The sequence below is a fragment of the Schlesneria sphaerica genome (assembly GCF_044336245.1).
In the GTDB taxonomy this organism is placed as follows: Bacteria; Planctomycetota; Planctomycetia; order Planctomycetales; family Planctomycetaceae; genus Schlesneria; species Schlesneria sphaerica.
Genome location: NZ_CP172346.1, coordinates 7,137,983 through 7,161,244, shown reverse-complemented (window position 1 = coordinate 7,161,244; position 23,262 = coordinate 7,137,983). Strand labels below are relative to the sequence as shown.

Genomic DNA, 23,262 nt, shown 5'->3' with positions numbered 1-23,262 from the left:
CCGCCTCTTTTTTTCGCCATTCATGTCGTTTGTTTCCGATATCTCGATCTTTTGAAATCAACCTTACCAGAGGGAACCTATCATGAGCATTCCTACGATCGCCCCTCAGAAGTTGTCCGATCTCATCGACTCAGGCGCTGCAGTCGAGTTGATCGATGTGCGGACGCCAGTCGAGTACCGCGAAGTCCATGTGAGCAGTGCCCGGAATGTCCCGCTCGATCAGTTGAACGCCGCACAGTTCGCTGCTGGTCGCAGCGACACAGCACCCCTGTACGTCATCTGTCGGTCGGGCAGTCGTGGCAAGCAGGCGTGCGAGAAATTACTGGCAGCGGGGTGCACGAATGTCGTGAACGTCGAGGGGGGCACGCAGGGTTGGGAACAGGCGGGCTTGCCTGTGATCCGCGGGAAAAAAGCCATCTCCCTGGAACGTCAGGTTCGCATCGCGGCGGGACTCATGGTGCTGACGGGATCAGTCCTGGGGTATTTCGTCAGCCCGTACTGGATCGGGCTGTCCGCGTTCGTCGGAGCAGGGCTCACCTTCGCAGGGATCACAGATACCTGTGGCATGGGCATGCTGCTCGCCCGGATGCCCTGGAATCAACTGCCCAAGTCCTCACCGACGGAGGTAACAGGTAGCGGGGCCGCGTGTGCCCCACCGAAAAAGTGCTGCGGATAACTGGCCGCATAACTCGAGTCACACGTCACAGCCTCACTTCGGAAGGACGAAAATCATGCTTCTCAAGTACTTCTACGACAAATCGTTGGCTCACGCGTCTTACATGGTTGGCTGTCAGCGAACCGGTGAGGCGATTGTGATTGATCCCGGCCGTAACGTGGAACCCTATCTCGAAGCCGCGGCGGCTGAAGGTCTGCGGATCACCGGATCTGCTGAAACACACATTCACGCCGACTTCGTGTCGGGTTCCCGAGAACTGGCCGACCGCGTTGGTGCGAAGCTCTACCTCTCCGACGAAGGTCCCGCCGACTGGAAGTATCAGTTTGCGGATCAACACAACTCACAACTCGTCAAAGATGGCGACGTGATTCGGGTCGGCAAGGTGAAGCTGGAAGTGCTGCACACGCCCGGGCACACCCCGGAACACGTCTCCTATGTGCTGACCGACGAAGGGGGTGGAGCAAATGTCCCGATGGGAATCTTCACTGGCGACTTCGTATTCGTCGGCTCGATTGGTCGCCCGGACCTGCTGGAGACGGCGGCAGGCGTGAAAGGGAGTGCCGAGACCGGAGCAAGACAGCTGTATCACTCGATGCGGAAGTTCCTCGATCTGCCCGACCATCTTCAGGTCTGGCCCGCGCACGGGGCGGGTAGCGCCTGCGGTAAAGGACTGGGCGCGATTCCCTCCAGTACGGTCGGCTATGAGAGGCTGTTCAATCCCGCCTTGCAGTTCAAAGACGAGCAGAAGTTTGTGAATTACATCCTGGCGGATCAACCAGAGACGCCGTTCTACTTCGCGGTGATGAAGCGGGTCAACAAAGAGGGGCCGGAACTGGTGCGAAACCTCACACCGATGAAGTCTCCCGCGGCCGATCTGCTGCCGAAAATCGCTCGGAGCGGACAGACGATTGATGTCACGCCCTCCGCGGAGTTCGCCGCAGGCCACGTTCCCGGCACGATTAACATTCCCTTAAACATGCTCGCTCAATGGGCGGGGTTTATTGTGGACTACGAGAAACCGCTGCACCTGGTTGCCCAGCCCTCAGCGTTGCCCGAGGTCCTGAACAGGCTCCGTTCGATCGGGATCGACAATGTCTGTGGTTCGTTCGATGCGGCCGCAGGGAAAGCGGCGGGCCTGCGGACCGAGTCGTACCGCTCCGAAACTCCAGACCAACTGAAAGAACGAATCGCCAGCGGGGAGGTCAAGCTGTTGGACGTGCGTGCGGCGACCGAGTTCCAGGAGGGACACATCGCCGGTGCCGAGCACCGATTTCTGGGCAAGTTGCTGCGTGAGATTGAGACCATCGACCGCACACGTCCAGTCGTCGCGCAATGTCAGGCCGGTGGACGCTCGGCGATTGCGACGAGCATCCTGCAACGGGCAGGCTTCGACGTGACCAACATGTCCGGTGGATACAACTCCTGGCGGAGCGCCGGACTGCCGGTGATCCGGTTGAATTGAGACGAGGCGTACGCGCAGTGATCTCCCCACCCATTTGACACTCCCGGTCAAGGAGCGAGCTCATGAACACAGAACGACACAACAGGGTGCTGGATTCCAGCACCATTCCCACAACCACGCAAGCGACCTGCAAAACAGGGAGCTGTCGGACGGGTATCTGTTCCCCGTGCCTGATTGTCTGGGGGCTGGCAATCGTCTGGCTGATCGTGAACGCCCTCTGGGAGAGATTCCAATGACGAACACAACGGAAACAGCCCGCAGTACGGAACTCCGAGAAGCGAATTCCTGCATGACACTGGGCGCTGGGTTGGGAGCGATTGCAACGGCCCCCCCCTCATGGCCGGGGTGCCCTGTCCACTCTGCGTCTTCATCGGCCCAGCTCTCTTCGGATTTGGTGTCTGGAAACGGATCGCCTCCCCGAGAGGTGCATGTGGCGAGTCGGTGAATCATCCGTCGGCTCCCGTCGAGTCGGAGACGGTCAGTCAAACAAAGAACGCGTGAGCGGAATGTTGACGAGAGTCAGGAACACATTATGGCACCACTGAGCTTGATCTTCGGAGCGGTGGTTGGCCTCTCACTGGGGCTGACCGGTGGCGGCGGGGCGATCTTCGCGGTTCCGTTGCTGGTCTATGGACTCAACCTGAATCCACGTGAAGCAGTCGCGATTTCGCTGGCAGCAGTGGGGGCAACGTCTTTCATTGGCTTTCTTCATCGGTGGAAACTCGGAGAAGTCGAACTGCGGACCGGACTGCTGTTCGCCATCGCCGGAATGGTCGGTGCCCCCCTGGGAACCTGGATCGCCAGCCGGATCCCCGAAGCGATTCTTCTGTTGGCCTTTGGGGGCTTAATGGTGTTCGTCGCCATGCGACTCTGGCAACAGGCATCCCATCCGGTTCTTCCTCCCGCGGTTTGTCCGGTTCCGGATCAAGAGGATGGCCCCACGTGTCGGCGGGATGCAACCGGGGCATTGATCCTGACCTCACGATGTACCGTGCTGCTGCTCATCGTGGGGGTGCTGACGGGAATCCTGTCGGGACTCTTCGGAGTCGGGGGCGGATTTGTGATTGTCCCTGCCCTGGTCCTGTTCAGCGGCATGTCCATCCATCGCGCTGTCGGTACGTCTCTGATGGTCATCGCCCTGGTCAGTGTGTCCGGCGTCGCTGCTCAAGCGTGGGCTGGTCGGGTGATCGATCCGGTCGTGACAGCGTTATTCGTCGCTGGTGGGATCGCCGGGCTGTTTGCAGGTCAGCGGATCGGTCGGCGATTGTCCGGTCCCACGCTCCAGAAAGTGTTTGTAATCGCCATTCTCGCCGTCGCCGCGTTTGTCATCGTGCGAAACCTCATTGCCTGACAATCGAAACAGGAGCCATGCGATGTCCAAAATCATTCACCATCAGATCATCATTGTCGGCGGCGGCACAGCAGGTATCACCGTCGCCGCACAGTTAACGCGGGACTGGTTCCGTCGCCTCGACGTGGCCGTCATCGAGCCGTCCGACACGCACTATTATCAACCGCTGTGGACGATGGTGGGAGCGGGACTGGCGAAGAAAACGGTAACCGAACGTAGGGAAGGGTCGGTGATCCCGCGCGGCGTGACCTGGCTCCGGGATGCAGTGGCAGAGTTCTTTCCCGATCAGTACATGCTTCGGACTCGGGATGGCAAGACGATCACCTATGACTGGCTGGTCGTGGGAGCGGGCATCCAGATCAACTGGGACAAGATTCCGGGTTTGAAGGAATCAGTGGGCAAGGGTGGAGTCTGCAGCAACTACTCGTATGCAACCGTCGATTCGACCTGGGAAGCCATTCGCTCGTTTCGGGGAGGCAATGCCGTGTTCACCAATCCCTCGGGAGCCGTGAAGTGTGGGGGAGCGCCGCAAAAGATCATGTACCTGGCTGACGACCGATTTCGCGAGGCCGGTGTCCGGGACAAGACGAAGATTACCTTTGCGTCGGCACTGCCACACATTTTTGCGGTCGAACCGTATCGAGCCACGCTGGAGGAGGTCGCGGCCCGCAAGGAGATTGACTGCCGATTCCGCCACGAACTGGTCGAGGTCCGGCCGGATTCCAAGGAAGCGGTGTTCAAGAACCTCGATACGCAAGAACAGCTCACTCTTCCGTATGATCTGCTGCATGTTACCCCGCCCATGGGGCCGCCCAAGTTCATTGCCAGCAGTCCGCTGGCTGACAAGGAGGGTTGGGTGGATGTGGACAAAGATACGCTGCGACACACGCGTTTCGCCAACGTGTTCGCCCTGGGGGATTGCAGCAATCTCCCCACCTCGAAAACCGGCGCGGCGATCCGCAAGCAGGCTCCCGTGGTCGTGACCAATCTGCTCGCCGCCATGCGCGGGAAGCCGTTGTCCGCGAAGTACGACGGCTACACGTCCTGCCCGCTCGTGACAGGCATCGGCAAGCTTGTCCTGGCAGAATTCGATTACCGCAAGCAACCTGCCGAGACCTTTCCGATCGACCAGTCGAAAGAACGCTGGAGCATGTGGATTCTCAAGCGTTATCTACTTCCCATTTTCTACTGGCATGGCATGCTGAAAGGTCGCATGTAGATCGATGAGCACCTTCATTCTTGTCGTACCTGATTCATGCACCGGGGAAAGCCGCCGATGGACCGTCACGAGCACTGGAATTCGATCTACCGAACGAAGAGCGTAGCTGACGTCAGTTGGTTCGAGTCGGACCCTCAGGTCTCTTGGGAACTGATCAGCTCGGTTTCTTCCACGCCGGGTCGTGTCATTGATGTGGGAGGCGGGGCATCACGACTGGTTGACCGCCTGGTAGCCAGTGGCTTTGAGTCTGTGACCGTTCTCGACATTTCGGAGATCGCGCTCGAACGCGCCAAAGCCAGACTTGGGAAAGCGGCTTCGCACGTCCATTGGATTGTGGGCGACATCTGTCAGATCGCACAGCTTTCACCCTGCGATGTCTGGCATGACCGAGCTGTCTTCCACTTTCTCACGGAACAGGAAGATCGACGAAAGTACGCAGCATTGGTCACTCGGACGCTACGGATCGGCGGCCACCTGATCATCGGAACATTCGCCGTTGATGGCCCTGCCAAATGCAGCAGCCTGGAAGTCTGCCGATATCATGCAGCCTCACTGGCTCGCGAACTGGGACCGCGATTCAAGCTGGTACGAGAACTGACGCACCAGCACATCACTCCGACGGGTAAGCCTCAGCAGTTCTTCTTCGGCGTGTTTGAACTGCTGCCGCAAATGGACGACGTCCCGGTGACATCGGAACAATCTTCGTGATTGGTCGGGAGAAAGTGTAAGATTTCAAAGTCCGCGTGTTTCTGAATGGTTCGGCTAACATTCAGCGGGGTGAGTGATGAGCGAAGAAGGGGAGGCGGGCTCATGTCTACTGTTAGCATACGGTATATGATCAACGATGTTCCCGCCGCGATTGAATTCTACACGCGGCACCTCAAATTCATTCTCGAACAGGATGCGAGCCCGGCTTTTGCTTCTGTAAGCCGTGATGGGGTACGGCTGCTGCTGAGTGGGAAGGCGAGTTCCGGGCGACGGGCCATGCCCGATGGTCGCGAGCCGGTGCCGGGAGGATGGAACCGGATTCACATTCAAGTCGAGGATCTCGCCGCTGAGGTTGCTCGGCTGCGTGCTGCCGGCCTGAATTTCCGCAACGAGATCATCACCGGGCCAGGCGGTTCGCAAATCCTGCTGGATGACCCCTCAGGTAATCCTGTGGAACTATTCCAGCCTGCGAAGCCGAAATGAATGGATTGCCAACGATGGTCTCTCTCGTCCCGATTCCCGCGATGAGGCGGTTGGTCTGTGATTGAAAGTGGCTGCCTCTGCCGCTTTGTCGCAGCGGTGCGAGCGGCGAACGTTCCTGAATGAATCCTTCCCCAATCCCTCGGATCGGAGGCTCTTGCCTGCTGACAGACCACCGGTCACCGGCTCCGCCGAACACAGCGGGTACATCGAAACGAGAGCGAGGGTGCCAAAGGTCCATACTACGAAAAGCCCACAAACGGAAAAAAAAGGGCTGAACCCCGGAACTCATCTCCGACGGGGTGCTTTTCCCCGTGGATTCCTCATCAACCGTGTCATGGAGCGCCACTCTGACCTGATTCGGAATCATGCGAGAAAAATGTCGAGTACGTTTGCTCTGCTGGACGGGTTCCAGATCACCTCCGGTTTTGGGTTGGATGGGAATGAGACTCGTGCTTCATCGAGTGCGTCAACAGGAGATGCTGTGTCTCTCTTGATTTGATCCCTGTATTACTGCTGTTGTCTGATCGGTGTTGCTCCGTGGCTTAGTTGATTTGCTTGAAGCGAGTGAGGATGGCAACTGCTTCGGGAAGGACGGCACGCAGCGTGTGCCTGCGACTTTGGCTGACCTTCCGCTCATTCACGGGGAACCTGCTCACCTCTGCGGCCCAAGGCCCATCCTGTCGCCATCGATATGACCACGAAACACGGCATCAGATAGACGAGCAGGATACCGAGTCCTATATTCGCTCCTCCTCCTTCACCCGGCAGTCGAACCCAGATGTCGTACAGAAACAAGCAATGAAACAGCGCGATGGGAATCGCTGCGCCGATCGCCGCTGCGATCGCCTTTCTCGTACACCGTTGATGGGAAACCAACACGATGAAGAACAGCAGGGCGAAGGGGGCAGTGTAAAGCACAGTTGCAAACGTTGACTCGGTTTGCAGTCTGACGACGAAGGCAATTATGCCCAGCGACAGAATCATCGCCATGTGTGTATCCTGCACAGAATCGGTCGGGATGTTTTTCGTCGTCATGATTGTTTCAGAGTCAGAAAAACTGGCAGCCTGTGATCACACCGTTGACACAGATTGCTGACACGGATCTAAGACGAGTGAATTCCCTGTCCCTTTTGCTGCTGTCGTTTTCGCCTGATCCGTGGCACCTGTCTGACAGGGCCAGCGCGTACTAACTCTTGATTCCCATTAGTGTTTTGAGCATCACGTTATCATCCCACCCACATCTTCTGCGGTTCATGGCGACGCTTTTCTTGTTTTGCTGTTGCTTGAGCAGCGAAAGAGTATGTCGGTTGAGCCACGCCATGTTCTCCCGAAGTTGCTTTTCTCGGATGCGGGACTCGTCTTCTCGATACGTGACATCCAAGGTCCAGTGGCAACTGTTTTCAATCGACCAATGACTGCGAACGGCCTTGGCAAAGCACTTCACTCCCAAGGGGAGGCTACTGATAAAATACCGGATGTCGACGGTTTCCTGGGCGGATTTCAAAATCGTAGGCATCAGACAGCGAGTTCGGGCGTGACGCAAGTTGTTTGATGGAAGAGTTCTTCTGCTCTCCCTGCTTTGATCCATGCTCGGATTCGGATGATCGTTTCCGCGTTCTCCCGTAGCCAGTAGACGGCATTGCTTTTGACACGCAGGTTGATGACGCGACGAACGGCGCTCTCGATGGCACCACTGCCGATCGGCAGCTGGTGATCGCGCGCATGAGAATAGTCCATGCGACGATTAGTCAGTCCGTTCGTGATGAAATAGTTCAACCAGGTCTTCTGGTCTTTCGTCCTGTGCGAGCCCAGTAGCGATCGAATCTCATCGACCACTGCCCCGATCTCTCCCCGCCAGAGGCGTTTCTTTTGAGTCGTCAGCCAGCGCGACTTGCGACTTCCCGTGAGCGACTTACTCTCGGCAATCTTGCCCAGGTATTCCATCGCGTGCCAGAAGTCGATCAATTGCTGGACCTTTTCCTCAAGGAGTCCCAGCGACTTGATCAGCTTGGGGATCCGCCGCCAGATCCAAGTGGCGCCATCCGCCACGAAGAGGATGCGAGCGGCTTCCGTCAAGTCGAGCCCCCGCAGGTAGGCCAGCAGTAATGCGAACAGTTGGTCACACGAACCCATGGTGCCGTCAATGACGGGGGCGAAGTCGCTCGCCATCCGGCCCTCTTCATCCACGGCATAGATGATGAAGAGTCGTGGTTCACGCCATTTCGGTGAGAATCGCTTGCGCCCCTTCTTCGTTTTGCCTCGACGTCGCTCCCGCAAACGGACACGCCCCCCATCCATCGACACCACAATCCGTCGGCCCGACACTGTTCCCGTCGCGGTCATTGAACCGAGGTCGGTCATTCGCCGAAGTAATTGGCCCATTCCCGCAGTCACCGTTCGCAGTTGGTTGACGGAGATGCTGATCCCTTCTTCGGCGAGCATCGTCACCGCCTCATCATAGGATCCCAGCAGTGCCGCGGCTTTCGCCATCCGCGTGCGGATTTGTGGGGTGTAATGACCGGCAATCCCCAGCAGCATCAGCATCGGAAACAAACCCCGACGACTGTTCCCACCCGATTGGCAACGGTGGTAATACGTCACCATGAGTGTTACGGCGACGTTACCTGGAAGATGAACTTTCTTCTGGCGAATTCCCTGAGAATGGTAGGTCCTTGGCAGTGACTTGATAAACTGCCGTTCCTTCAATCGCAGCTCGCAAGAGTGAGTTGCCCGAATCAAGTGAAGACCCAGGCGGAGCGATGCCAACTTTCTGCCCAGGGCGGCATACTGCTGCTCACACTTCGTCACGTCGGCAGCGGAGAGGAGATCGACAGTCATCCCCCAATCCCGCAGTTCTGCTTCGACGACACTCGCCTCCGCTTCCAGTCGTTGATATTCTGCGTTCATCCGTGAATCGCTCCCTGAAAAAACGTTGTGGTAAACGCTCTTTACAGCGATTCACGGACTTTCTCATACCCCAATTTCTTGTCCATCAATTCCCGACAATTTCAGAATCCGCCCCGGTTTCCTTGCCTCCACGATCGACCATCGAGATGACCGCCCCTAACGTCTTCAGTGACGCCCAGCGATCAGCACCCGCAAGAACATCTGGAATGGGGAGTTGCACATAGGTACGTGTCTCGGTGCGACCATGTCCGGTCTCCGTCGTTGTGTGCCGACGAGCGTCCACATCGGCAAAATCCGTTTGCATCTGTTCTTCGAGATAATCCGTCGCTGCCTGGTACAAGGATCCTTGATTCCCTTTCAGAGCGAGAACATAGTCGGCCTTCGCCGCAATGATCTGTTTGGCGATCGCTGTCTGGGTTCCCATGGCGTCGATCGTAATGATCGCGCCTCGGAGATCGACGAGTTTCAATACCTCGGGAATCGCCGTGATTTCATTCGACTTCTCGTCAGTCGCGACTTGCCCAAGGCTCAAGCCCATTTCGCTGGCCCAGATGCTGACAGAATGCAGAGCCCCCAACCCCTTCTTCCGGTCATGGCTGCGGCGTAATGTTTTGCCGTCAATCGCCAGCAGCAATTGATCATGATCCAGAACCTCCGCCGCTGCGGCCCGTAAGGCCTCCAGCCATTGCGTGAAGCACGCCTGAAAGGCGCCGGGGTTCAACGACATCAGCACTCGACGAAAGACATCCTTGCGAGGAATACCCTGCGGCAAGTCGAGCAGACCCAGCAGGAAGTCCTTCTTCAGTTCTGCCCATTCCGCGATTCCCGTAGGGCCACTGCAACCACCCAGCACGGCCATGATGGAGATCACGATGACACTCACGAGGGGATGCTTCTGATTGATGGAAGAACGAGGATCCTCGAGCTCCGCGAAATACGGAATGATTTCATCCAAGCTCAGACGAACGCTACCAGAGTCTTTCTTCGCCATGATCCACCTTAATGCCGCAGCTCGCTTCTTGTCGCAAACAATCGCATCAAGGTATGATGATTAGACCCCTGGCGCAACTTACCCCATCTTACCTATTTACCGCCGAGTGAGCGCTGGCCCTGACCTGTCTGACCCCTGATTAAATTTCTTTTCATCTCATCTGGTCGTTAGTTAAACCACGCCGCAAAACCAAAAAACTGACCACGGAAGACGCGGCCCAGGTTCTCCCAGGTTTCCGGTGTCGAGAGGGGTCCCCGTTCGAGGTAGGGCCGGACACCCGATCCCTGAATCAGCAGTATGAGATCAAAATCTCGCGGTTCGGCAAAGACGCGTTTTAGATTGATGCCTCGTGTTCCTTCCGGAATTTCGCGGTTCCCGCCGAACACTGATGCGTAGTCCCGCCAGAAGGGGACGAGTTTGCGACCTTCGAGGAGTTCTTCCATTTCGATCAGGACGGCGTGCCAGCCATCAATGATTTCGCGGGTCACCGGAATCCGCAGTACTCCCTTTTGTTGGGGGTTTGGTAACCATTCGCGATCGTCATCGGTCTCGGCCTGAATCAGAGCCCACGATTCGCGCGACATTCGAATCATTTCAAGCAGGTGTTGTCGCGCGGATTCCATCCGGGGGGGCTCTTTCAGCGGCAGGTTCAGCAAGTGGATGGCGGTGATGAGATCCATGAACTGCCAGGTCTGGTCTTTACCTCCGACAAGATCCAACGGTTCGGTAATAGGCTCCGAGGAAATGTGTCGAGGGTAGATCAACTGTCCCACATGATCAAAGAGGCGCTGATGATCGTAGGCCAGGATCATGTCGCAGAACGCGGCGATAAAATGGCAGTAACCCCGCAGCCATAAGACGTCACCATTATCAAACGCGACGGAGAGATCGGGAAGGGCCGCAATGGGACCTCGTTGATTGACCGCGTTAAACAGCTGCAAAAAGGTGGTCTGGTCCTCTTTCTTTCCGCTGCCAATCAGGTCTAATCGGATCGTGTTCAGGTCGAGTTTCAGTTTGAATTTCTGCTTGAGATCGACTTTCGCCAATTCCGCTTCCGCCTCGATCAAGCGTCGTTGGAAGTCGGCGATAATTTGTCTCACTTGTTCATACCGGACCTCGTCCGGTTCTAGGTTCACCGGGACGCGCAGCCGGAGGACTGGCAGATTCCGGATGTTGCCACTCATCGCCCCGAAGCGGTATTGCTCCTGTCCCAGTTTTTCGATCGCGGAAAGGACCTGGACGACACCCAGACCGAAACGTGCTTGAGCCTCCTCTGGCTCGGCCTTCAAACGCATTTCCAGATCCGCCTGAGCCGCGGCGAGGTGGCCCTGTTGCAGTTGGGCATTGAGCGAGCCCGAAAGATCTTCAGCGCCGAAGACGAGCGACTCGCTTGCAAGCACGCTCAACAGCAGAAAAGAGACCGGCCACAGATATCTGGTGTGCAACATGACGAATTCCAACCGAGAGGAGAATCGAACGACTCAGCAGGTAACAAGTCCCAGGTAGATTAAGCGGTTTTTCAATTCCTTGTGACAACTGTTACCTTCGCCAACTGAGCCGAGTTTGCGTCGAGTTGAACTTTCTTCAAAAATCGAGCGGAAGCCTCGATTCTAGATGTACGTCTGCGCACAGTTACAGGAAACTGCTATCCCCAGAACGCTACGGCGATTTTGCTTCACCAGCACCACAATTGATGCGAAGGTGCAAGTTACTTCACACCCACCGGGACACTGCTTTTTCTACATCGCACCCACACAAAATAGGCTAATCCCGCATTCGACTTTTGTCGCAAGTGTCCCCGCATCCGCCGCAAGTCATCGGCCGAAAGCCAGGTCGGAACAGTAGAGTTCCCAGATTCATCAAATGGCCCAACCAATGCGGGGAATCTGGCAGCCACGTTTCCAAGGAAATTTCAGGAGCGGGCACTGTGCGACCGACATCAACAGGAGGGAATACGGAGCCCTGCATAGCCTGCCCCCATCGAATCGCCGAGAGCGCTCCCTGCCTTCAGGGCGGACAACGATCCGCCGTTGCCATTCTCCGGGAATGCCGTTGGCCGTGAGCCAAAACTTTTTTGGCGAACGGAACACAGAACCGACGATCGGGGGGAGGGCGGTCAAGTCCGGCGGGAGTGGAGGGCACAGGTCTGCACAAGTGAGGCCCTGCGAACGCGGAAGACGGGTAGGTGCTGCTCCCGTCAGACTTGACGGGCCGGGGGAGCACCCACAAACGTCTGAACAAACAATTGCACCGTCAGGTGTCCAATTAAGACGAAGCCGTCTGCACCAGAGGGCGGCAGGGGTTTACATCGGCCTTGCGACCGCGGCGATAGCGCGCAGTCGCGGCCTTGGGTGAGGTGCCAGAGCAATTGCGGATTAAGTGGCACTTGCCTTAGGCATGGATCTCGTCAAAATCCTTCAATAATCACAACAGTCTCAAATCTCACGAGCATCAGGACTTTTTTGACGTCGTAGGTGGAGCAAACACCGTCGATTGGACGCCTCACTTGCTCCGCGTAACGAATCGACGATTTTGTCAGGCTCCTGCCTCTATCATGAAAGTTCGCGGCTTCGCTTTTAGAGAGTCGATATCGAACTCTCTGAAGACATCGCCCATGAGCGTACGATCCAGCAAACACCATGGAGTTGTTTTTTCCATCCCGTTTGCTTTCACATTCCTGGCTATGTGGCTCATCAAAACTCCCCAACGAGGGCTGAGCTGTCGGTGGCCCCGAGACGATGCTGTGCAATTGCCACCGACCACATAACGGTCGAGCAATCGGTCAGACCACATTATCAATTCCACCTTCTGCTTTGGCTTCAGGATAGGAGCTACTCGCTTTCGAATATTGGAGACTAAATTGTCGATCGTCTCGAGTTTTTCGGGTGCTTTGGTGTGAAGGACCACCTCCTTCGGTTGTGGGAAGCCTTCCGGTCGCACAAATGCCGCTTCGACGAATGCGACGGCAAAGTCTGTATCGTTTCCTTCGCCTCCCAAGATATACGGTGTTACAAGCCACAGGAACTCAGAATGAAGAGTAAGCTTCCGCAGCACGAGGATCTGCTTATCAATTCTCATTGGCAATTTTGTTTGCGAGGACACACCACGCCAGAAGCCGTTATCTGAGACTTCGTCAAGATTTCGAATCGCAGGGCTTACTCGTCGAAATCGCTCAAAAATAGGCTTGCATGCAATGATACGGTCAATTGATTCTACGGAGTTGGACGTGAGGGCTTCCATGACCCATGAAGCATCGTCAGTTGGCGATCCGGGCGAAGAGGGGCGAGCTACTAGCAAGGATTCGAGCTCTTGCAAGAAGCCCTGAACCAGATTTCTCGCTGGATGATCTTTATTTGCCTTGTTTTTCGCCCAGTTTTGCGCTTCATGATACCAATGGCCTTCACAGAGATTTGAAATCACAATCCGGCAAGGATTGTTTCGAGGAAACAATTCCCTTGCCATTTCGCATAATTGCTCTTGCCATCGATGAGCGTCAGCATGCGATTCTGCTGAAAAGACTGATGGAGTAAAAGAGAATTCACTCAGCATCGGAATCCCCTGTGGTGAATCGCTCGTAGAAGTCGATCTCAAAGAAATCGTCTGGCCACGGAAGAACGAAGTGCCCGCCAGAATCAACCTCGTATTTCCGAATTCTTGTGTGCCCTTCTTCTTGTGAGACGTGATAGACGATCAGGTCGTCGCTTGCCAATTCAAAGCCGTCGGGAGCACAGCGTCGTGATGTTTCTCGAATTCTCCGCAGCACGCGGAGAATCAGGTGTTCGCTGTGCGTTTCAATAATTAGTTGATTGTTCGGCCGACCGTCTTCATCTTCACCGACCGAATCAATGAATAAATCCCCAAGCTTTACCTGAAGGCGTGGATGCAAATGAAGTTCGGGCTGGGCGATGGAAAGTAGTTTGCTACTGAAGTTAACGCAGGCAACAACTACCGGGACAAGCTGTGAAACTCCAGTCCCAACCTGCGAAGGAGGCAAGTTCGTTTCACTTGCCTTCGTGCCACCGTATTTCGTTGGAATCGGTCGAAGGGTGACATCGCGAGCACTGGACGAACTTAGCTTGTCGGCGAGCAGCGGATCATCCCTCGAAGCGTCCCACTCCGAGGCAGATAATATGAGTCGTTGCACAACCTCAATTCCGGTGTCGAGCTTGTCGGATCCCAGCCAGTCGTTGATCTCATCAAGTTGGTCCTGCTTCAAATATGCCAACTGATCCCAGGCGGCCTGCCCATTTAGCCAGTCATCACGCCCAGGCGAAGGCTGAGGACGAAAAAGCGGCGAAGGAACGATTCGCATCGGTCCCAAGCGCCTATGGTTTTTCAATTCGTTATCAACTGCCTGCAGCGATGCGGAAATTGCGATGTTGAGACTTAGAGCGAGCGGTCCATCGCCGTCATCAAGTCTCGTTCCGTCAGGATTGTGGCAGTATCCAGCGACAAGGGGAGGTTCAGTGGGCAATGGAAGGATTTGGTATGCACTAACCGAAAAGCTTCTCTTTCCGGCGCGCTTGACGGAATCGGATAGCACTGGATGGTCGGTATCGACCTGCCATTCAAATTCCGAGATTGTACCGTCAGCGACACCCGGACCGGAGATTTTGACAAGTTCGCGTCCATTGACTCCGAGGGACACTTCGCGAATTGCAGCAACGGGCACCAATGTGTTTTGCGAATACGCCGATTGTTTCTGAATCGTGACTAGTACCGTCAAACTCGTCGCATCCTCCGTTCCACCAAGCCCTCCCATGGAAAAGAACGATGGCATTTTTGCGTCAGCGATTCCCGCACGCGTCGCTTTTTTGAAGTCTGAAGTGTAAGTAAGAAAGTCGCTGAAGTAGTCGAAGTCATCCTCGTATGAATGAATCGTGATACCCAGAGTAATCTGCCGACTCCAATCCTGCCCATGAATGACGTTGTCTATACTTCCAACACGTTCCGTTAGGCGGCGTTCAATTGACTTTCCGCGTCGTTCGTGCCTTTCGAGCAGAATTTCTTCCAGAACATTGATTGCATCGATAACCGTACTCTTGCCTGCCCCGTTCGTACCAAATAGGAGAGTAAGAGGCCGGAGTTCGATCTCCACTCGCTCACTGATCCCTTTGAAGTTTTGAATAATGACCCCAGAGATCATTCTATGAAACCTTTTGTTTGATTCGGGCACTGTGCTCGATTGGGAAGGGCAGCATGGCAAAGTTTCTGCGTCGCGGCGGATCATAGCCAAAAACGTCGCGATGGTTAGCGAAACCGAGAAGATTTCGTGCGGATTTCATTGGTCCATCCGGTTTTGGTGTGGGTTTGGTAGGATTTTTCAATTTCCGAGCGGGTGAGACGATGCAGGATCGGGAATTGTATCAGCAGATCTTGGGGTTAAGAGTCCCTGGACGGTGTCTAGCGTCACCTTGAATATTGAGCAGTTACGGGTTGAAGTTCATGTCGAGCATCCTTCGGGGACGCGGTTTTGCTGTCCGGACTGCCAGCAAGAGCTGGGCTGCTATGACCATACCGAAGAGAGTCAGTGGCGACATCTGGATAGTTGTCAGTTCAAGACGATTTTATTAGCCCGGATTACTCGCGTTGAATGTCCCGTTCACGGTGTGAAACAAGTCCGCGTCCCGTGTGGGGGAATGTCTATGGGGACATTGCTCGTTTGCAGTGAGCGGCGGCATGGTCGGTCGGTGCAATGCCTTCTCTTGCGCCTGTCGGGCTGCTTCCTGGTAATGGATTACGGCCGGGCGGCACCAAAGAGAATCGGCACAGCCGGGCGCGGGTTGGGGTGCGGATCCGTTTTTGCGCAGATTCCTCAGCAGCACCTGTCATTGCTGGATCCGTCAGAAACGATCGCTTAATCTCGAGGGATGCGCCGTGCGGAACTCGTGTGTCAGGCGAAGACTCGCGATGCTCGCTGCCGTCGTTGTTCTGGCTCGGCTGATGTGACCGCGTGGGAGCACGATCGGATGTGGTGGGCCTGGGAAGTGGTGGAACCTCCGCCGTACTCCGCGACCGGTGGAAGACTGGTCTTGGATCTCAAATCCAGCTTGGCCGGAGCTTCTTTGAGCTGATGAGATCTCCGAATCCGCTCTCCTCGCAGAAATTGCTTTACCTTTCAGCGTAAGGAGCGAAGTTGGCTCTTGTCGTCATCGGCGGAAAGTCTTGGTCGTGGCGGCAGACTGCCATCTCCACGACGTCGCGGGCGTGTTGAGTGCGGTGGGGAGGCTGGAATCGACTCGGCAGTGAAAAAATTCAGAAAATTCAGCCGGTCAATTTACCGGCTTCGAGACGTATGAAGGTGACACGCTTAATAACTTTGATTGGGTGCATGAGGGTGAATTGAGCAACTGTCCGAAAGATTGACGGTTTGAGAGTTCTGATTGTGGCGGAATCTGCGGAATCGATCGACGTCAGGGACCGGCACGAGGAATTCGTGACGCTGCTGATGGCTGCCCATGACAAGTTGCTCGGATATCTGATGTCGCTTCTTGGAAGCTGGCACGATGCCCAGGATGTTTTGCAGAACTGTAGTCTGCTGATGTGGAGGAAATTCGACACCTACGAACCGGGAAGCAATTTCGTGGCGTGGGCCTCAACGATCTGCCTGTACGAAGCGAAAAACTTTCGACGACATGTCGCGCGTTCACCATTGAAGTTCGACGATGACCTGCTCGCGACTTTGGCCACAGAACGAATTGCGGATCTGGATCTGCAGAAGCGAAGGATCGCCGCGCTCGAATTGTGTCTGAACAAGTTGGGCAAATCCGAACTCGAACTGTTGCACGCATCGGCGAAAGAATATGGCGGCATTGTCCAGATGGCTGCACAACTGCAGCGAGCCCCCCGTACGCTCTATAATAAGCTGGCCGTCCTCCGGCGTCGCCTGATGGAATGCGTCCAGCGAAGACTTCAGGAGACTGTACGATGAAGCCCGAACAGCAAAAGCGGCTCATCGAACTCTTCGACGCGTCCTCGCTGAAGAGAATCGCGGATGACGAACACCAGGAATTACAGGACGTGCTGCGTAGCGACCGGGAAGCACGTGAGCTTTGGTTTCTCTATCAGGACGTGGAACTGGGGCTGAAACGCTTTACACAGATCCAGGGGACGATCGACGGGCAGCATAGTGTCTCTCCGTCCGAACGAGATAATTCGAGCAGCACAGAGGCTGTGACCGAAGGACATTTGCGAACGAATGTTTCTCAAGTATCGCGACTCGGCACGCGTCGTTTGATCTCAAAAACTCTGCTGGTGGCCTGCGTGGGATTGGTCACAATCGCAATCTACATAGGGAGTCATTGGGCCCATCTGGAGCCTGCCGATCGGGGTCGAATTGCGGGGGCATTTCCAGGTTCATTTACGGTCAAATCACCGACCCACAATGCCACGTTCACGGTGCCCAGCGAATCAGGCAAATTGATCGCGCTGCACTTTCTGCTGAAGTCAGAATGCCCCTTTTGCCTGAAGCTGACGCACGACTATTCCCTGCTGGCTCGTTCGGAACAGGACGTCGTTCATCTGTTTGTCAAACCGGACAGCGACGAAGAGATCAGGGAATGGGCCGGAAAAATCAACCTTCAGGACCTCGACGGTCCCCCCGTCATTTACCGAGACCCGGATGCACGACTTGCCGACGAATTTCAGATTCCTGACGGCTACCAGTTTCACGGTCAGTCGATGCACTACCCGGCACTTGTACTGCTCGATCGGTCAGGCCATGAGTTATTCCGCTATGTGGGGAAGGACAATACCGACCGCATGCAGCCGGAAGCCTTTGTCAACAGACTCTCGATGGTCACAGGCCAAGAATGAACCGAATGATGCGAGGATGATGCGCGAGACGACCATCGGACGCAGGGATTGTATCTAAGGAACGGGAGATTCATTCATGACAGCTTATAGCCGTTACCTTGTTGCAATCCTCTTCGTCTTTGGGGTTCAAGGAGACCTGATCTCCGGGGAAACCCCCGATGCATTTCCGCATCTGGTTCCTCAACGCCTGCTCGGCCTGGTTCATGCGCCGGAAGTTCGTCAAGAACTGAAGTTGTCGGCAGAACAGGTCGAAGACCTGGAAAAACTGCTTCGTGAACTCGATCTCACATGGTTTCGGTCCCGCAATCTTTCTCCCCAGGAACAACATCCCGTCGTGCACGAACTGGAACGAAAGGTGTGGGAATGGTTCGGAAAATCGACATCCGAATCACAACGCCAAAGATTGCAGCAACTGGAGTATTACGCTCAGGGGACCCGGCTTCTGCTGCGACGTGACGTGGCCAATCAGATCAGACTCTTCACTTCTCAGCAACAAAAGCTGGCTGAGTTAGCACGCGTGACAGACGAAGCTCAGATCGCTCTGGGGCGGACTCTGGCTGGTGACCCACAAATCAAAAAGTTGCAGGCGAAAGCCGACAAGGCTGCGAAGTCGGAACGCGATGGGATTGCAAAGATTCTGCGACCAGAACAGCAACAGCAACTCAGGTCGTTATTAGGTGATCCCTTTGATCCAACCCGCCTGAGAAGGATCTACGCGTTGGCTCCCGAGTTCGTGCCGGTCCAACACTGGATCAACTCGAGCCCACTGACGATGCAGGAACTTCGTGGCAAAGTCGTCCTGGTCCATTTCTATGCGTTTCAATGCCACAACTGCCACGCCAACTTCCCCGTTTATCAGCGATGGCAGAAAGAGTTGACCGGGAAAGGAGTGGTCCTGATCGGCATTCAAACACCGGAAACGAAGCGAGAACGAGACACAGATGCCGTGACGAATGCAGCGCGTGAACGCGAATTGATGTTTCCCATCCTGATCGACCTGGATTCCGCAAACTGGAATGCATGGGGTAACACGATGTGGCCTTGCGTCTATCTGGTGGATAAGCAGGGCTATATTCGAATGTGGTGGGCGGGTGAGCTGAACTGGAAAGGGGCGACTGCGGACAAAACGATCGAAGCCGCCGTCGAAGCCCTGTTGAAGGAAGAGTGATGGCGGGGATTGAGTCAGCGTCGACAGTAGCCTTCGCTCAGGCGTGATTTCGATTCTTTACCCATTTCAAACAGAAAAGCAGGTGACACCGGTGTCCCAACACATGAGAACTCATACGCTTGTTGCTCTCGTACTCGTATTGAGCAACATGGCAAGTGCCGCCAACCCCAAGGACTTTACCCTTTACTCGCCGACTCATGACAAGACATTTCGATTGTCTGAACACAAGGGCAAGATCGTCGTCCTGCACTTCCTGCTCAAGACCGAGTGTCCCTTTTGTCTGAAATACACCCACCAGTACGCGGAGCTGGCCGATAAGAACCCGAATGTCATTCACCTGTTCCTGAAACCCGACAGCGACGCAGAGATCAAAGCCTGGGCGGAAAAGCTGGATGCCGAAGACCTGTCGAAGCTTCCTGTCATTTATCGCGACCCCGATGCCAGCCTGGCAACGCAGTTCGGCATCGCCGACGGATACAAGTTTCACGGGCAAACGGTCCACTATCCGGCACTCGTCGTACTGGACGGGAATCACGAAGAGCTTTTCCGCTACGTCGGAAAAAGCAACGCCGACCGCCTGAAAACCACCGACTTCGTCAAAAAACTAGCCGGTACAAAGGGACCACAGACGGAAGCGATCCAGAAGGACTGACAGTCCGATTCGAACTCTTCCAGAATGAAAATTCTTCGACTTGTGGGACAAATCGCAGAACCGCTGCCTCCGCGAATTTTCTGAATGGTTCAGCTAACATTCAGCGGGATGAGTGATGAGCGACCCGCCTGCGAAGCGGAAATGAATCGATTGCCAACGATCGTAGTTCTCGTCTCGATCCCCGCGTAGAGACAGTTGCTCTGTCATTGTCAGTGGGTGCATCGGTACCTATATCGCGGCGTTTCGCGCTGCGAACGATTGAGTGACCCATCCGATTCTCACCGCTATCGAACCCGCGTCGGAACGGGCACTTCAAGGTCAATTTGCTGATCGTCCTCATTCCAAGTCAGGCGCAAAGGTGACCGGGCAGGCCTGCGATAATCACCGGGCCACGCCAAGTAAATCTCGCCAGCAGATTCGACGGTGAATCTGTAGTCCCCCGCTTCCAGCGAAGCACCTTCCAGCGAACCACTCTGACGTAATTCGAATTGGCCGTCGTGGGCAGAAATGGCAAAGGCGACAGGCGTTTCGTCGACGCTGTCCTCATCATTCATGCGATAGATGGAAATGTGAACATCGCCCACTACGTCACCTCCCGCATGGATGATTCCCGGGGTGCCACCTGGGATCTCGCGGGGTTTTCCGCAACCGGAAATCAGCAGGCCCCAGGTGATGACCGCAAACCGCAAACCTGTTTTCATAAGACAATTCCTCAGATTGAAAAACACGCTCCAACAGTCCTGCTAGAACTCGCCAACATTCTCTCCGCCATTGCGTGAGAACAGGGCTCGCCAGACGCTGAGGTCGATGCTGTTGGACACGAACCGGACACTGCCGTCGGCCAGTGAAACCTGGGTTCCGCCGGCATGGGCACTCCGGCTGCTCGAAAGCAGATCGCCGTGGAACGAGATGTCTGGATTCTTGCTATTCGGAGTGAAAAACCCGTTGACGAGCGTGTGAAAACTCGTTGTCCGAATCCATGATCCCGCTCGGGTGCCCAAATATCCCGTAGCTGCAGTCGCGGCGAGGTCTTCTGCCATGCGACCACAGGGTGAACCACCCCCACCGGCCCGTCGCATCTGTCGTTGAGGATCTGTGAAAACGGTGGTTGAGACCGTGTCTCGTCCACCAAATAACGTCTCGGCCATAAAAATGGTATTGCTGGTTCCGTCCGTGATGTCACGAAATCGCGTGCTCACACCGCGCCAGAAGAGCCCGTTGGGTGCCGGAGTTGAGGTGGCGCAATAGTTCAGATTGTCTCCGGAACCGACATTGACCATGTAGTTCGTTCCAACCCACTCCACCCCACTATCGACGAGGACGGGATTGCCACTGTCAGATGGGCAGAGAAAGACCTCAAGCCGCCGATTCTGAATCCCCTGCAGAGCAGGGTTAAGTACGGTGTTCGGTCCACTTCCCAGCATTAAAGGGAGATTGAAGTTGATCAGGTTGCTGAGGTTGCCCTGGTCGATATAGGGAAGTAGCTGAGCCTGGGCGGAATAGCCGGTGCTGTTGGAAGAAATCAGCGGAAGGACGCGGTGAGAACTTTCGTAATTGTGCAGGGCCAACCCGAGTTGCTTGAGGTTGTTGCGGCACTGCGTGCGACGCGCTGCTTCGCGAGCCTGCTGGACCGCTGGCAGCAACAGAGCAATCAAGATTGCAGTGATCGCAATCACGACCAGCAGTTCGATGAGCGTGAATCCGTGCAGATTCCGCAACCAACGGGGACGAGTCATACCAACCTCCTAAGAAATAAAAACATCTGAGGGCGGCTCGGAGTGGTCCACCATAAGTCACGATTCGCCATAGACACCCCGCCGTCGAAATGATCCTATCGCCCCAAAATCGCTTTTGCAACTCTTGTGCATTTAGATTTCATATGCACATACATTGCATCTTGATTTCGTTGTCGTTAAGCTCCGGCATGAAATAAGTCGGCAAGCGGCCAGCAAGCTTTTTGTTCGTCCTCATCCGTTCGGATTGGCAATGCCGACGACGGAAGCCGACGAAGAGGCCTCATGAACGTAGTGCAGATAATGACATTTTCAGTCGTCGTTCCGGTCGCCCCGAGGATTAAGGGGTAGAGAGCGACCGCGGGCTGGCGAACCTCCTTTGTTCTACCGACGGGGTCAGGGGACGAGGCCGCGCACCGCGCTGCAGTAGTTCCTCAAGCCGGGAATTCCGACTCGCACTGGCCGCCCTCAATGAAAATCTGCTTCCGGCCCTAAGCAGCCCTGCGCCTTCACATGCAACCCATAACGTTAATCCTGGAGAACTACTCGATGAGATCGAATCTGCGAAGTCAGCGCGGCAAATTGACGGGCTTTCTCGTGCTGACGGTGATGTCCACGTTCTGCATTGCGTCGAGCACAGCCGCTTCAGGCCAGCCGGAGCCCATGACACGGATCGTCTGGCAGGATCGGGACAGGAAAACGCTGATGTGGGGAGATCTGGTCAAAGCCGGAGCGAGCCTGATCCTCAAGCCGGGAGGGCCTGTTCATGGTTTTCCCAAGCTTGACAAGGAACGTCACGAGCTGGTGCAGATGGAGCGCATTGGAAATTTCTTGCTTGTCGGTGTACGGGATGATGATAGCGGGCAATTTCTCAGCGGGTGGGTCGCAATTGATCTGGGGGTTGACGAGATGCCGCACGGCGATCATTCCGATTTCACCTATCGCAGTCCCCCGCAGGTGCTGGCCAGTGTACTCGACCAGTCTCAGGGAAATCCGGCCCACCTCTATGTCTACGACAAGGCGTTTTACCTGGCAAATGACAGTCTGTCCGGTTACACGCGGCTGACTCCCGCACAGTTGACGGGACCTGCCGACCAGCGGAAGGGAACATTTCATCGCGGCGGCGGTGCGCACATCACACTGGCCGCGGTTGATCACAAGGTGGGATATGGAACGTGGATCCCCGGCGGAGGTCCCGATAAGGGCCGAATCGATGTTTCGGATCTGACAAAAACCGGCGACGACTCAATCGCTTATACATTCCATCTGCCTGTTGGCGGACTCCATGGTGCGGTTGCCAACTCTGGCCGGATCTTCTTCGCCCCATCCGATGGTGTGTACTGGGTCGATGCCGACCTGGAGCTGAAGCAGAAGGCAGAGACGGTCGTCATCAATCACCTCTCTCTGGGAAAAGACAAGGATTCCGATCGCCCGTTGCGAACCGGGGCGTTTACAAATCATCGGAACTGGGTGCTATTTACGACCGGCGCGTTGGAAAACTCGGCTCTCTGCCTGCTCGACGCCGCGGCTCCTCAACCCGCGATCGTCACGTTGCCGATTTCCGTATCGGATGGGCTTTCACTGGTCACGCCAGAGGCCTTCGCAACGGCCGGAGGAAAGCGCTATGCCTTTGTATTTCAGAATCGAAAAGAAGGTGCCGTCCAAGAGAAGCTGACAATTGTTGATCTCGATCCGAATGGAGACCGGGACTTTGCCGATGCGGCGATCTCGAAAACGATTGATGTCGGTCCCAGCCGTGTAGAAGGACACTACGGACATCACACGATCAGTGTAGACGATGATGCGAAGTTTGGATTGATCTCGAATCCCGGCAGCGGTGAAGTGTGGCTCCTGTCGCTGGCTGAACTGAAGATCGTCGGCAAATACAAAGTGGGGGGGATGCCAACCAAGTTGATCGTTGTCGGCGGAGAAGAGAGCAAGCACTGAGGGGGCTTTCCGCTCGCTCTAATGAAGCAGGCTGGGAGAGGGACGAGGAATCCAGCAACGGAAGTTCCGCTCAAAAAATCGCGGGGTTACGCATCTCAGCTCACAGCCTGCTGGGACCGTGGACAGGCTCCGATGCCGCCCCGACAGCAC

At 55.6% G+C, this 23,262-nt stretch carries 22 protein-coding genes; 13 read left to right on the top strand and 9 right to left on the bottom strand.

Annotated elements, in window-relative coordinates; translation table 11 throughout:
- Nucleotides 1-82 precede the first annotated feature (82 nt).
- From ACGY09_RS25655 to ACGY09_RS25625, 7 genes are all read left to right on the top strand, one after another.
- Entirely contained in the window at nucleotides 83-676 is a 594-nt protein-coding gene (locus tag ACGY09_RS25655; RefSeq protein ID WP_397569993.1) for a rhodanese-like domain-containing protein, read from the top strand.
- A 55-nt stretch (nucleotides 677-731) separates the two neighbouring features.
- The gene (locus ACGY09_RS25650) at nucleotides 732-2,138 is read left to right on the top strand and encodes a rhodanese-like domain-containing protein (RefSeq protein WP_397569992.1); all 1,407 of its coding nucleotides are present in this window, start codon (nucleotides 732-734) and stop codon (nucleotides 2,136-2,138) included.
- A 62-nt stretch (nucleotides 2,139-2,200) separates the two neighbouring features.
- Entirely contained in the window at nucleotides 2,201-2,374 is a 174-nt protein-coding gene (locus ACGY09_RS25645) for a hypothetical protein (RefSeq protein ID WP_397569991.1), read from the top strand.
- Nucleotides 2,375-2,670: 296 nt separating this feature from the next.
- Entirely contained in the window at nucleotides 2,671-3,489 is an 819-nt protein-coding gene (locus tag ACGY09_RS25640; RefSeq protein ID WP_397569990.1) for a sulfite exporter TauE/SafE family protein, read from the top strand.
- A 22-nt stretch (nucleotides 3,490-3,511) separates the two neighbouring features.
- Complete coding sequence (locus ACGY09_RS25635; protein WP_397569989.1) at nucleotides 3,512-4,708, top strand: FAD-dependent oxidoreductase; 1,197 nt, start codon at nucleotides 3,512-3,514, stop codon at nucleotides 4,706-4,708.
- Between the two features lie 57 nt (nucleotides 4,709-4,765).
- Nucleotides 4,766-5,416: a class I SAM-dependent methyltransferase gene (locus ACGY09_RS25630; protein WP_397569988.1), complete on the top strand. Its 651-nt coding sequence runs from the start codon at nucleotides 4,766-4,768 to the stop codon at nucleotides 5,414-5,416.
- 102 nt (nucleotides 5,417-5,518) lie between these two features.
- A complete protein-coding gene (locus ACGY09_RS25625; RefSeq protein ID WP_397569987.1) occupies nucleotides 5,519-5,899 on the top strand; it encodes a VOC family protein in 381 nt (126 codons plus the stop codon).
- A 633-nt stretch (nucleotides 5,900-6,532) separates the two neighbouring features.
- On the opposite strand, the gene ACGY09_RS25620 is transcribed toward ACGY09_RS25625, so the two are convergent.
- The 7 genes from ACGY09_RS25620 to ACGY09_RS25590 all read right to left on the bottom strand — a co-directional run bounded on the left by ACGY09_RS25620 (nucleotide 6,533) and on the right by ACGY09_RS25590 (nucleotide 14,973).
- On the bottom strand, nucleotides 6,533-6,889 hold the full coding sequence (locus ACGY09_RS25620; protein WP_397569986.1) for a hypothetical protein: 357 nt from the start codon (nucleotides 6,887-6,889) through the stop codon (nucleotides 6,533-6,535).
- 196 nt (nucleotides 6,890-7,085) lie between these two features.
- Complete coding sequence (locus ACGY09_RS25615) at nucleotides 7,086-7,415, bottom strand: ISAs1 family transposase (protein ID WP_397569985.1); 330 nt, start codon at nucleotides 7,413-7,415, stop codon at nucleotides 7,086-7,088.
- Nucleotides 7,415-8,806: a hypothetical protein gene (locus tag ACGY09_RS25610; RefSeq protein ID WP_397569181.1), complete on the bottom strand. Its 1,392-nt coding sequence runs from the start codon at nucleotides 8,804-8,806 to the stop codon at nucleotides 7,415-7,417. The genes ACGY09_RS25615 and ACGY09_RS25610 overlap by 1 nt, the downstream gene beginning before the upstream one ends.
- 85 nt (nucleotides 8,807-8,891) lie before the next feature.
- Nucleotides 8,892-9,797, bottom strand: a complete 906-nt coding sequence (locus ACGY09_RS25605) for an ISAs1 family transposase (protein ID WP_397569984.1) — start codon at nucleotides 9,795-9,797, stop codon at nucleotides 8,892-8,894.
- Nucleotides 9,798-9,964: 167 nt separating this feature from the next.
- A complete protein-coding gene (locus tag ACGY09_RS25600; RefSeq protein WP_397569983.1) occupies nucleotides 9,965-11,245 on the bottom strand; it encodes a hypothetical protein in 1,281 nt (426 codons plus the stop codon).
- Between the two features lie 1,087 nt (nucleotides 11,246-12,332).
- Entirely contained in the window at nucleotides 12,333-13,346 is a 1,014-nt protein-coding gene (locus ACGY09_RS25595) for a hypothetical protein (protein ID WP_397569982.1), read from the bottom strand.
- Nucleotides 13,336-14,973, bottom strand: a complete 1,638-nt coding sequence (locus tag ACGY09_RS25590; RefSeq protein WP_397569981.1) for an AAA family ATPase — start codon at nucleotides 14,971-14,973, stop codon at nucleotides 13,336-13,338. Before ACGY09_RS25590 ends, ACGY09_RS25595 begins: the two co-directional genes overlap by 11 nt.
- Before the next feature lie 223 nt (nucleotides 14,974-15,196).
- Between ACGY09_RS25590 and ACGY09_RS25585 the strand changes: the two genes are divergently transcribed.
- From ACGY09_RS25585 to ACGY09_RS25565, 5 genes are all read left to right on the top strand, one after another.
- A complete protein-coding gene (locus ACGY09_RS25585) occupies nucleotides 15,197-15,658 on the top strand; it encodes a transposase family protein (protein WP_397569980.1) in 462 nt (153 codons plus the stop codon).
- Nucleotides 15,659-16,167: 509 nt separating this feature from the next.
- The gene (locus ACGY09_RS25580; RefSeq protein WP_397569979.1) at nucleotides 16,168-16,728 is read left to right on the top strand and encodes a sigma factor; all 561 of its coding nucleotides are present in this window, start codon (nucleotides 16,168-16,170) and stop codon (nucleotides 16,726-16,728) included.
- Nucleotides 16,725-17,612, top strand: coding sequence for a peroxiredoxin family protein (locus tag ACGY09_RS25575; RefSeq protein ID WP_397569978.1), 888 nt, complete (start codon nucleotides 16,725-16,727; stop codon nucleotides 17,610-17,612). The genes ACGY09_RS25580 and ACGY09_RS25575 overlap by 4 nt, the downstream gene beginning before the upstream one ends.
- Before the next feature lie 76 nt (nucleotides 17,613-17,688).
- Nucleotides 17,689-18,780, top strand: a complete 1,092-nt coding sequence (locus tag ACGY09_RS25570) for a redoxin domain-containing protein (protein ID WP_397569977.1) — start codon at nucleotides 17,689-17,691, stop codon at nucleotides 18,778-18,780.
- A 103-nt stretch (nucleotides 18,781-18,883) separates the two neighbouring features.
- Nucleotides 18,884-19,432: a peroxiredoxin family protein gene (locus tag ACGY09_RS25565; protein WP_397569976.1), complete on the top strand. Its 549-nt coding sequence runs from the start codon at nucleotides 18,884-18,886 to the stop codon at nucleotides 19,430-19,432.
- Between the two features lie 284 nt (nucleotides 19,433-19,716).
- Here the strand turns inward: ACGY09_RS25565 and ACGY09_RS25560 are convergent, their stop codons facing one another.
- Together ACGY09_RS25560 and ACGY09_RS25555 are read right to left on the bottom strand one after the other, a co-directional pair.
- The gene (locus ACGY09_RS25560) at nucleotides 19,717-20,133 is read right to left on the bottom strand and encodes a hypothetical protein (protein ID WP_397569975.1); all 417 of its coding nucleotides are present in this window, start codon (nucleotides 20,131-20,133) and stop codon (nucleotides 19,717-19,719) included.
- A gap of 42 nt (nucleotides 20,134-20,175) precedes the next feature.
- Nucleotides 20,176-21,168 (bottom strand): DUF1559 domain-containing protein, encoded by a 993-nt coding sequence (locus ACGY09_RS25555; protein ID WP_397569974.1) that lies wholly within the window; start codon nucleotides 21,166-21,168, stop codon nucleotides 20,176-20,178.
- Between the two features lie 546 nt (nucleotides 21,169-21,714).
- On the opposite strand from ACGY09_RS25555, the gene ACGY09_RS25550 reads away from it, so the two are divergent.
- Entirely contained in the window at nucleotides 21,715-23,112 is a 1,398-nt protein-coding gene (locus tag ACGY09_RS25550; RefSeq protein WP_397569973.1) for a hypothetical protein, read from the top strand.
- The last annotated feature ends 150 nt before the right edge of the window (nucleotides 23,113-23,262 follow it).